8 protein-coding genes are annotated in these 6,887 nt (G+C 72.2%); 4 read left to right on the forward strand and 4 right to left on the reverse strand.

What is annotated here, in order from left to right; genetic code table 11:
• Positions 1-2 precede the first annotated feature (2 nt).
• The 4 genes from CA983_RS38515 to CA983_RS38530 form a co-directional block, all read right to left on the reverse strand.
• Positions 3-338: a DUF202 domain-containing protein gene (locus tag CA983_RS38515; protein WP_086605359.1), complete on the reverse strand. Its 336-nt coding sequence runs from the start codon at positions 336-338 to the stop codon at positions 3-5.
• Complete coding sequence (locus CA983_RS38520) at positions 335-727, reverse strand: YidH family protein (protein WP_059421526.1); 393 nt, start codon at positions 725-727, stop codon at positions 335-337. The genes CA983_RS38515 and CA983_RS38520 overlap by 4 nt, the downstream gene beginning before the upstream one ends.
• An 84-nt stretch (positions 728-811) precedes the next feature.
• Positions 812-1,327, reverse strand: a complete 516-nt coding sequence (locus CA983_RS38525; RefSeq protein ID WP_086605363.1) for an NUDIX hydrolase — start codon at positions 1,325-1,327, stop codon at positions 812-814.
• A gap of 150 nt (positions 1,328-1,477) precedes the next feature.
• Positions 1,478-2,404, reverse strand: a complete 927-nt coding sequence (locus CA983_RS38530) for a DMT family transporter (RefSeq protein WP_208637129.1) — start codon at positions 2,402-2,404, stop codon at positions 1,478-1,480.
• A 348-nt stretch (positions 2,405-2,752) separates the two neighbouring features.
• Between CA983_RS38530 and CA983_RS38535 the strand changes: the two genes are divergently transcribed.
• The 4 genes from CA983_RS38535 (at position 2,753) to CA983_RS38550 (ending at position 6,711) form a co-directional block, all read left to right on the forward strand.
• Positions 2,753-3,703 (forward strand): hypothetical protein, encoded by a 951-nt coding sequence (locus tag CA983_RS38535; RefSeq protein WP_086605360.1) that lies wholly within the window; start codon positions 2,753-2,755, stop codon positions 3,701-3,703.
• Positions 3,704-3,740: 37 nt separating this feature from the next.
• Positions 3,741-5,276, forward strand: a complete 1,536-nt coding sequence (locus CA983_RS38540) for an APC family permease (RefSeq protein ID WP_086605361.1) — start codon at positions 3,741-3,743, stop codon at positions 5,274-5,276.
• A gap of 111 nt (positions 5,277-5,387) precedes the next feature.
• Positions 5,388-6,113 carry a molybdopterin-dependent oxidoreductase gene (locus CA983_RS38545; RefSeq protein WP_086605365.1) on the forward strand — a complete coding sequence of 242 codons (726 nt, stop codon included), beginning with the start codon at positions 5,388-5,390 and terminating at the stop codon, positions 6,111-6,113.
• A complete protein-coding gene (locus CA983_RS38550) occupies positions 6,097-6,711 on the forward strand; it encodes a cytochrome b/b6 domain-containing protein (RefSeq protein WP_086605362.1) in 615 nt (204 codons plus the stop codon). Before CA983_RS38545 ends, CA983_RS38550 begins: the two co-directional genes overlap by 17 nt.
• Positions 6,712-6,887 lie beyond the last annotated feature (176 nt).

The raw sequence follows: 6,887 nt of genomic DNA on the forward strand, positions 1-6,887 counted from the left end.
CCCTAGAGCACGAGCGCCGCCCCGCACACTGCCAACGCCAGCGTGCACAGCACCGCGGCCGTGGCGTGCCGGGGTGCGAACGCGGCAGGGGTGGCGGTGGCCGAGAGGGCGCGGATGCGGCGGTGGGCGATGCTCAGGAAGGCCAGCCACAGGACGCAGCACAGCGCGCACGCGACGAGCCCGGGCGCCGACGCTCCGCCGTGCAGCGCGGTCTTCACGGCGAGCACGGCGGCTGCCGTGCCCGACAGCGTCGTACGCCGCCACGCGAGCCGGGTCCGCTCGGGTTGCAGCCCTGGGTCGCGGTCGGGGTCCTGACGCCGGGCCGCCGGCGCGTTCACCCCTCCCACCCCACCAGCACCACCACGACCATGGCGAGGGCGACGATCGCGACCACGAGGCTCAGCACCGCCGGGAACCGGGACACCGGCAGGTCCTCGCCCCGGCGCATGGCCCGCTCGCAGCGCACCCAGTGGTTGACCGCCCGCAGCGAGCACAGTACGCCCGCGGCCAGCAGCGCGAGCGCCAGCCCCACGCGCCAGCCCCAGCGCAGGTCCGGCAGGAACTGGTCCACGGCGAAGCCGCCGCCGATCAGCGCGAGCGCGGTGCGCAGCCAGGCCAGGAAGGTGCGTTCGTTCGCCAGCGAGAACCGGTAGTCGGGCGTCTCGCCGTCCTTCCGCACTTGCGCGGGAGCGAACCACAACCGGACGTTCCGTACGAACTCGATCACGTGTGCGACCCTACCGGGGACCCGGTCGCCGGGGGGTGGCAGTGCCGCCCGCCACAGTTCGGTCCACCCCGGGCGACAGCCCGCTCAGCCCCTCGACCGAAACGCGCTGAGCCGCTCGTACGCCGCCAGCCCGTCCGGCACCCACTCCCAGTCGCCCAGTCGCCGTCGCACCTCGTCCTCGGGCAGGAAGTCGTGCCAGGCCACCTCCTCGGCCTGCGGCTGTACCGGAAGGTCGCAGCGGACCTCGTACACCGCCGACCACCAGGTCTGCCCGGCGCCGTTGTCGTAGAGGAACTTGAAGAGGTACCGCGGCAGCGGCAGCCCCGTCACGCCCAGTTCCTCCTCGGCCTCGCGCAGGGCCGCCGTGTCGTAGGACTCGCCCGCGCCGACCACTCCGCCGACGAACATGTCGTACAGGGAGGGGAAGACCAGCTTGGTCGGCGTCCGCCGGTGCACGAAGATCCGCCCCGCGGCGTCCCGGGCCTGGATGAACACACAGCGGTGCCGCAGACCCCTGGCGTAGGCCTCGCCCCGGGGCGACTGCCCGATGACCCGGTCGTTCTCGTCGACGATGTCGAGGATCTCGTCAGCGGGATTCAGGACTCCGCCCGAAGCACTCACGCCCTGGCACGCAACACCCACGCCTTCGCCCGAGACACCCACGCCTTCGCCCGAGGCACTCACGCCCTCGCCCCCAGCACTCACGCCCTCATCAGCACTCATGCCCTCATCCAAGCAGGGCGCGAGGCGTCACTGCGGCTGCGGCTGGAGCTGCCCCACGGGAACCCGCTCCGCCCGCTCCACCGTCCCCGTAGGCATGGCCGGATGCAGACCCAGCAGCATGATCCCGGCCACCACGGCGAGGAGACCGCCCGCCTCCCAGCTCAGCGCCACGACGTCGGTCCGCAGCCGGTCGCCCAGGAAGCCGACGCCGCAGATGATCCCGGCGATCGGCTGGGCCGCGGTGAGGGCCGGCAGCGACTTGCGCAGGGACGCGGTCTCGAAGGCGCTCTGCACGAGGAGCAGCCCCGTGACGCCCAGCGCGAGGACGGCGTACGGCTGCCAGCCGGTCAGCAGCCCGGCGAAGCCGCCCTCGGCGAACTTCTCCCCGCTCACGCGGGTCAGCGCGTCCTGCACGCCGTACAGCAGCCCGGCGGCCAGAGCCAGCAGCACCGGCCCGGAGCCCAGCCGGGAGCGCTTCGCGTGCGCCGTGAGCAGCAGGGCGAACCCGATCATGGCCCCGATGATCAGCCACTGCCGCATCGGATCGGCCGTCGCGGCACCGCCGTGTGGCTCGCCCGCCACGATGAACGTGCACACTCCGCCCGCCAGCAGCAGAAGGCCGGCCCAGCCCTGGCGGCCGAGCGGCTGCCGGGTCTGCCGGCGGGACAGCGCGAGCGCGAAGAGCAGGTTCGTCGCGAGCAGCGGCTCCACCAGCGACAGCTCGCCCTGCCCCAGCGCGGCGGCACCCAGCGCCGTGCCGACCACCATCAGCCCGATGCCGCCGAGCCAGCGCGGCACCTTCACCAGGTCGATCAGCAGCCGGAAGGACAGGAAGTCGTTGAGCGGGGCGCGCTGGGCCGCGTTCTGCTGAAGCACGAAGCCGAAGCCCAGACAGCAGGCGGCACTCACGGCGAGCACCAGGACAAGAACCGACACGCGGTGTACCTCGATCATCAGGTCGGGTTCACGATGGCGTAGGGGCCGACTGTACCGGCCGGCTCCGCCCGGCGCGCCCGTACGTCACCCCATCCTGAGCGGTGGTGACCGCCCAGCACTATGACGCACGCCACAAAGGGCGAAACGGATAAATCGGATGCCCGTCCCATCGCCCTCCGGCTTCCCTCTGATCACAAAACCCTCACAAGTAACAGCAGTTGACGCGTGTAACGCCCTGGCGGCCCTTGACGCCAACCGTTGGCTGAGGGTTGGCTGTCCGTGATCAGTTCATGGCGAAGCGCACACACGCGCTCCATCGACCGCCGTGAGCCGAAACACAAGAAGAGCGCGTGAGGAAGTTCTGCGGTGCCCCCACCCCCGCCTCCCCTCGGCCGTGGCCGCAGACGTGCGTCTCAGGCCTTCGACGAGGCCCTCGACGACGCCGACCTCGTGACCGCGCGCGCCGCGCTGGCCCAGGGCCGCTGGCAGAACGCCCGCTCCCTGCTGGTCCACACCGCGGACGACTGGGACCGGCGCGGCCACCGCGTCACGGTCCTCGCGCGGGAGCCCTACTGCGCCGCATGGGCCCGTGAGTGGCTGCTCGCCGAACCCGAGTCCGCCGACGCCGCCGTCCTGCTCGCCCTCGCCCAGGTCCGGCGCGTGCTGCACGGCAAGGGCAAGCCGGACCGCGCCCGCGAGGCCTGCATGACCGCCGCCGCCCGCCTCTCCGCCGACCCCACCCCCTGGCTCGGCCTGCTCCTGCTGGAGTGCGCGGTCGGCACCGACCAGGACGTGGTCCGGACCTTCGAGCAGGTCCGTGCCCGGTACGCCGACCACCACCACGCCCACCACCTGATGGTCGCCCGGCTCGCCGGACGCCGCACGGAGGCCGGCCCGGACCCGCTGCACGAGGTCTACGACTTCGCCAACTGGGCCGCCGAACAGGCACCGGCCGACTCCCCGCTTGCGATCCTGCCGGTCATCGCGCACGCCGAGCGCTACCGCGCGCTGGCCGCCGCCGGGCACGAACCCGCCGACCCGGCCGCCTCGGGCCACTGGACCGGCCGCCGCGCCCGGCAGGTGATGAAGGCCGCCTTCGACTGGTGGCTGGAGTGGGAACAGGAGGGTCATCCGCGCCGGCTGATCGACCTGAACTTCCTCGCCCACGCCAAGTTCTGCGAGGGGCGGGGCGCCGAGGCCGCCGCCCTGTTCCACCGGATCGGCCGGCATGCCACCCCGGCGCCCTGGTCGTACCCGGACCGCGACCCGCACACCGCCTTCGCCGCCGCCCGCGCCGCCGCGCTGGGCACGGCCTGACACCCCCCGGAAATCCAGAAGTGAGGACGCTCTCCCGATGACCACGGACAGTTCGAGCACGAGCACATCCGCAGCCGGCGGCATCAGCACGTTCAAGGGACAGGAGCGCGCCCTGCGCGCCGACCGGCTCGGCACCGGGGGACTGCTGCTCTCCGTCCTCGCCGCGACCGCCCCGCTCATGGTGGTCGCGGGTGTCATGCCCACTACATTCGCGGTGATGGGCATCGTCGGCCAGCCGCTGCTCTTCGTCGTCCTCGGTGTCGTCCTGATCCTGTTCAGCATCGGCTACGCCGAGATGAGCCGCCACGTCCACAACGCGGGCGCCTTCTACGCGTACATCTCGCGCGGCCTCGGCGGCACCGCCGGCGCGGGCGCCGCCCTGGTCGCCCTCGTCGCCTACAACGCGCTCCAGATCGGCATCTACGGCATCTTCGGCTTCGAGGTCTCCGGGCTCCTCGCCACCTACGCCGAGGTGGAGATCGCCTGGTGGATACCGGCGCTCGTGGCCGCGCTCGCCGTCGGTCTGCTGGGCTGGCTGAAGATCGACGTCAACGCGCGCGTGCTCGGCGTGCTGCTCGTCATCGAGGTGCTCCTCGTCGTGATCTTCGATGTCGCCGCCCTCGCCGATCCGGGCAAGGAGGGCCTCTCGCTGCACGCCTTCAACCCCGACACCCTCACCGGCGCGGGCGTCGGCACCGCGCTGTGCTTCTGCGTCGCCGCGTTCCTCGGCTTCGAGCAGGCCCCCGTGTACGCCGAGGAGACCAGCCGGCCGCACGTCCTGGTGCCGCGCGTGATGTTCCTCGCCGTCGGCGGGGTCGCCGTCTTCTTCGCGCTGAGCAGCTGGGCCCTCACCGTCGCCACCGGCCCGTCCGCGATCGTCGGCACGTCCCAGAAGCAGAGTGCCGGACTGCTGTTCTTCCTCACCGAGTCCCGCCTCGGCCGCACCTTCACGGACGTCCTGCACGTCCTGTTCGTCACCGGCATGTTCGCCGCCCTGCTGAGCTTCCACAACGTCGTCGCCCGATACGCCTTCGCCATGGGCCGCGAGGGCCTGCTGCCCGCCGCCTTCGGCCGCACCAGCGGCACCAGCGGCGCGCCCGGCACCGGCTCGCTGCTCCAGAGCGTCGTGGCCGTGGTGGTCGTGGCCGCCTTCGCGATCGCCGACGACAAGCCGGCCGGCGACCCGACCGCGCCCGTCCTGCAACTGTTCACCTGGTTCGGCAACATCGGCGCCCTCGGCGTGATCGTGCTGATGGCGGCGGCCTCCCTGTCGGTCGTCGTCTTCTTCGTCCGCCGGGGGGCCGCGGGCGCCCAGGCCTGGCGGCTGGTCACCTCCGCGCTGGCGGGCATCGCCCTGCTCGTGATCGCCGGCTACACGGTGAAGGACTTCGAGGTCCTCGTCGGCGCCGGCCCGGACTCCTCGCTGAGCTGGGTGCTGCCCGGAATCATCGGCCTCGCCCTGGCCGCCGGCCTGGTCCTGGGCCTGGTGCTGCGCGCCCGCGACCCCGAGAAGCACGCCCGGATCGGGCTCGGCAACGAGGCGTTCCAGCTGGAGAAGGCGGCGTCGTCCTGACCCCGGCCGCGTAAGAAGTGGTTACGGAACTCTGACGAGCACCCGCGATCCCTGTCCTGACGGGGCCGCGGGTGTTCGAATGAGAACGTGAACGAGGACGTACATGAGGGCATGAACGACGGACACCCCGAACAGCGGGGCACCCCGGTCGGCCGCCGGGTCTTCCTCGGCACCCTCGGCCTGGGCGCCCTCGGCGTGGTCGCCGCGCCTCAACTCCAACGCGGCCTGGAGGGCTTCCTCGGTGGCGCCGCCGACAAGGACCCCACCGGCCTGACCGGACTCCTCCCGAACGGCGGCGGCTTCCGCTACTACTCGGTCGCCTCGTCCGTCCCGCGCAAGAACGACGGCACCTACCGCCTGAAGGTGGACGGCCTGGTCGACCACCCCGCGACCTACACCCTGGCCGACCTCAAGGCCCTCCCGCAGACCCGCCTGGTCCGCGACGTCCAGTGCGTCACCGGCTGGCGCGTCCCCGACACCCCCTTCGAGGGCGTACGCCTGTCCCGCCTCCTCGACACCGCCGGGGTCAGCCCCACCGCGAAGGCCATCCGCTTCACCTGCTTCGACGGCACCTACACCGAGAGCCTCACCCTCGGCCAGGCCCGCCGCGCGGACGTCCTGGTCGCCCTGCGCATGCAGGACAAGGACCTCGGCCACTCCCACGGCGGCCCGGTCCGCCTCTACGTGGCGCCCATGTACTTCTACAAGTCCGCCAAGTGGCTCTCCGGCATCACCGTCACCGACGAGGTCCGGCCGGGCTACTGGGAGGAGCGCGGCTACGACGTCGACGCCTGGGTGGGCCGCTCGAACGGACGTGACGATGAGCCTACGACCTGACACCGCGGTCGCTGTCAGGCGCTTCAGCCGGACCGTGCGCTGGGTACACCGCACGACGGCCGCCCTCATGGGCGTCTGCGTACTGACGGCGGCCTGCCTCTACGTCCCCCAGCTCGCCGAACTCGTCGGCCGCCGCGCCCTCGTCGTCACCCTGCACAAATGGTCCGGCCTGGCCCTGCCCGTCCCGGTCCTGGCGGGCCTGGCCTCCCGCGCGCTCCGCACCGACCTGGGCCACCTCAACCGCTTCGGCCCGCACGACCGCACCTGGCTGCGCGCCGCCCTGCACCGCGACAAGCGCCACTCTTCCCGCCCGGCGGGCAAGTTCAACGCCGGCCAGAAGCTCTACGCGTCCTGGATCGCCGGCGCCACGCTCGTCATGCTCGGCACCGGCCTCATGATGTGGTTCACCCACCTCACCCCCCTCCTCTGGCGCACCAGCGCCACGTTCGTCCACGACTGGCTGGCCCTCACCATCGGCATAGTCCTGGCAGGCCACATCGGCATGGCCCTGGCGGACCCGGAGTCCAGAAGGGGCATGCGCACAGGCAAGGTGAGCAGAGAGTGGGCGGACCGACAGCATTCCTTGTGGCGCCCGTAGTTCTTCACCCCAGGGGCGCGGGGAACGGGCGCCACCAACCACAACGCACCGGCACCCGCCCAACCACCCGACGGTCTACGGCGCTGAGGCACAAGGGGCGCGGGGAACTGCGCGACCAACCACAACCCACCCGCACCCGCCCAACCACCCGACGGCCTTCGGCGCTGAGGCACAAG

It is taken from the genome of Streptomyces swartbergensis (genome assembly GCF_002148965.1).
GTDB lineage: Bacteria > Actinomycetota > Actinomycetes > Streptomycetales > Streptomycetaceae > Streptomyces > Streptomyces swartbergensis.